We start from the raw sequence: 3,560 nt of genomic DNA on the forward strand, positions 1-3,560 counted from the left end.
TGGCTTGGGATCGGAGTCTGCCATTGGCTACACCTCCTCAGGCAACAAGAGGGGCTCCCGACCGGAAACCCCCGCCAAAACGGCTTCGGCAGCGCGGCAGGCGGCCAGAATATCTCGCTCTTCCCCTCCCAAGTACACGCGGCCAAAGCTACCGAAAGGCATCACCTCCAGGATGTTGATCTGGGCAGATTTTTCTGCCTCGTTGGCAGCCAGGGGGGCATAGCCTGCCGGTTGCACCTCCAGGATATAGAGGGTTTGGCCGGCCAGGAGCATTTGGCCACGGCGGGAACGGTTAATCAACTGGGTTTGGTGGGGATCGATGTTGCGGATGATCTGGCTGGAGATGATGCGGGGCTTGAGGCGCTCCTGTTCACTCACCCCTAAGGCAGCCAGAATCGCCCGTCCGGCGGTGCGGGTATCCCCTTGGTTGCTGGAGTGTACTTCCAGAAGGCCGTAGAGGCGTTCCACCACCTGCAGCCCCGGCCTCACCGAGGTGGCCTTCAGGGCAATATCCATAACGCGGTTGATCTCGATGCCGGGGGAAATCTCGACCCACAAAGAAGTGTCCCCAGGCAGGGGCAAAAAGCCGTAGGCTACTGTGCCCAGATAAGCAGCATACTGGGGTTGCAGCCGATCCAAAAACACGTAACTGCGAAGGTCGATCCCCAAAAAAGTCCTCCCTTTGGGCTCAGTTGGATGTTGAGCTGATGGCGATCTACATTCTCATTCTCCAGCCTCATCCCAGCTCTTGGATCTTGGGCAGACCGGCCAACCTTGGCGCATCAGTTGGGTTGCTGCCCGGCTCTACAGATCGCCCTGAGCCACCATCTTCACCGTTGTCAGGGCTTCCACGTCGATGGGCCCGCGCACGTGCAGCCGCTGAGTAGAAATGCCCAAAGACAGGTCGCGAAACGCTCCCAACGTGGGGATCCCAGCTCCCCGGCCTGCCGAGAGGGGGGAAGTGTTGATGTGGATCAGGGCGGCATCTACTTCCTGGAGAAAGCGCTGGGCCGCCGATTGGCTATCGGTGAGGATCGTCTCCGATTGACGGCAACCATTTTTGTTAATCCAGGCGATCGCCTCCGTCAGGTCGGCAATGGGCTGCAGGCGCAGATGAGGTCGTTCCGTCGAGTCAAAGCCTTGCCCAAGCGGCTGGAGCTGCGGGAACTGTTCCAGAATGGGGGCGGCTGCCTGGATATCGATCCCGTGACCCAGCAAGTCCTCAATCAAGGCGGTCAGATGGTTGGTGGCCCAATCGGTGTGGATCAGCAGCCAGAGGGTGAGAGGCTGATAGATAGGGATCCCTTCTGAGCCGTACTGGGCCAGGGGATCCAACAAAGCCGACTTGACCAAGGGCCAAGGGGCAGTGCGATCCAGATAGATGTGGCCGTAGCCCAAATGGGTAGCCAGAGTCGGCACTTTGCTGGCCTGCAACAGGAACTCCACCCAGCCGGGGCGACCGCAGGGAATCACCAGGTCGAGGTAGCGGGTTTGCTGTAGCAACGGCAACAGTGGGGAATCTGCTTGGGGATCCGCCGTTTGGTCTTGGGCGGGCAAGGTTTGAATGGCTCCTTCCGGGATCCCGTGCTCATAAGCCGTCTCTGCCAACAGGTTGACCATAGCCTGGTGAGTTTTCTGGATGGGACCGCTGCTGGCCAAAATCACGCCATTTCCTGTTTTTAGGCACATGCCAATGCCATTTAAGGCAAACTCGGGGTAGATTTCGTAGACCAGAGCAATCAACCCCAACGGGACGCGGTAGCGGCCAATAAACAGGCCATTCTCCTGGCGGTGCCCTTTCTCCAGCTTGCCAATGGGATCCGGCTGCTGGGCCAGGAGAGTCAGCAACTGGGCGGATCGCTGTAGACGCTCGGGGGTGAGCTTCAGGCCGTTGAGGATCCACTCCGGTACGGTTTGCTCGCGGCAACTTTCCAGGTCGAGGGTATTGGCTTCCAGGAGCAGATCGGAGCGCTCCAACAAACACCGCGAGAGAGCCAGCAGGGCCTGGCGCTTGGTTTGGCTGCTCAACCGCTGCATCTGCGGTAGTAAGCGGCGTACCTGTCGCAGAGTGGTACCTAAGTCAAAGTCTGAACCGAAATCTGTCACTTGAACTTCTCCCGCCTAGCCCATTAGAGACAGACCCGCTGCGTTCTCCAGACCACTGCTAACAAGAAATGGTTGGATCCACAAGTGCTGGGGCTGCCAATTCTGGAGACCAGTCGCTGGAGAAAATCTCACTCACCTCAGGGCCGCCGCAGCAGCAGGATCGCCGTTACCATCAGCAGCGTTAGCAACAAGCCGAGAATCATGAACCAACTGAGCAACTGGGTTTGGTTTGGGAAGAGCACTGCGCCGATGAACCCAACCGCCAAGACAATGCCCAAGCTGAGGGTGAGGCCCAAGAGCGCGGATCCCTGTAGGGTGTTTTCCCGCCGCAACACCCATTGGTAGCCGTTCCAGAACCACATTTTGCGATAGGGATAAGAAACGGCCAGTTGCTCGATGTACAGGCGGTCGGGGGTAATGGCAAAAATATGCTGGCAACGGCTACACCCAAAGGCTTCGGTTAGGGTGATCAGGCGTAACTGACCTTGGTGGCAGCACGGGCAGGGGTAAATTTTGGTGGGCTCAAGGGTCTGAGCGACACGCGGGGCTGAGTTTTGACGGGGAGACTTGCGGGGAGAAGAGAAGGCCACAGCTCTCAGCCGGTGAGAAGTTGGGATCCCTCACATCCTATCTTCAGGAAAGCGGAGTCAAGCCACCCAGAGATGGTGGACGTAGCGCCAGGTGAGGATTTGGTTGAGGGCGAGGAAGATCAAAGCTAGAAGCCCGTAGCCCAGCTTCAGGATAGTGCCAAGATAGCCAAGCACCCTTTGGGGGATGAAGCTGAAATCGGTGTGTTTGGCCCAATGTACCAACGCCAACACCTGCAGGATGTGAACCGGCAGACAATAGCGGCTCATGCTTCGCTGGCCCAAGGGGCTCGTACCCGTCAGGGCAATGTAAAACATGGCCCAAGCAGCCAGATGAAATCCCAGCCGCTCCCGCCAACACTGGCTTCTACCTGCCATAACTCCTGCCGCATCCATTAAACCTGTAACAAGCAGGGATCCCAGGGTGGCAGACACAAACAGTTGGCTAAGAGCGTCAGCCCACAGCCCAGGGTCTTTCATCGGTGCAGAAAGAGAGAGTAAGCTTTGCCAGCGTTCGGCGGAAAGGACATATGTGCGAGCTTGGAAAATAGCTTGATAATTGGCTTTCACGCCGGTAAAGTAACGCTGCATTTCCAGGTAGAGATCCCAGCGTCCGAAGCGGAGCTGACAGTAGAGAAAAAAGCCCAGGCCACCCAACAGAGCCAAGCTCGCTGCCATACTCGTCCAAAACCAACGGCGGGCTTGGGTTCTCTCCCCCGCTTTCAGGAGATTCAAAAAAGGGAGCAGCGCCACCGGCAAGCCGACAATCCGAGCAGCACTCATCACCAAGCCGTGGATCCCAGCCAGGAGCATCAGCAGGGGACGGCCCCCGTGAATTGACCAGTAGAGAAAACCCAGTAGGCTGGC

3 protein-coding genes and 1 pseudogene are annotated in these 3,560 nt (G+C 58.0%); all 4 read right to left on the reverse strand.

Annotated elements, in window-relative coordinates:
• Positions 1-27: 27 nt before the first annotated feature.
• The gene (locus NW837_RS09415; RefSeq protein WP_011432202.1) at positions 28-669 is read right to left on the reverse strand and encodes a hypothetical protein; all 642 of its coding nucleotides are present in this window, start codon (positions 667-669) and stop codon (positions 28-30) included.
• 135 nt (positions 670-804) lie between these two features.
• Positions 805-2,106 carry a gamma-glutamyl phosphate reductase gene (locus NW837_RS09420; RefSeq protein WP_414330986.1) on the reverse strand — a complete coding sequence of 434 codons (1,302 nt, stop codon included), beginning with the start codon at positions 2,104-2,106 and terminating at the stop codon, positions 805-807.
• A gap of 137 nt (positions 2,107-2,243) precedes the next feature.
• Positions 2,244-2,696 (reverse strand): hypothetical protein, encoded by a 453-nt coding sequence (locus tag NW837_RS09425; protein ID WP_414330987.1) that lies wholly within the window; start codon positions 2,694-2,696, stop codon positions 2,244-2,246.
• Positions 2,697-2,753: 57 nt separating this feature from the next.
• Positions 2,754-3,560: pseudogene (locus tag NW837_RS09430) on the reverse strand (hypothetical protein); the annotation flags it as partial.

It is taken from the genome of Synechococcus sp. R6-10 (assembly GCF_047461815.1).
Taxonomy (GTDB): domain Bacteria; phylum Cyanobacteriota; class Cyanobacteriia; order Thermostichales; family Thermostichaceae; genus Thermostichus.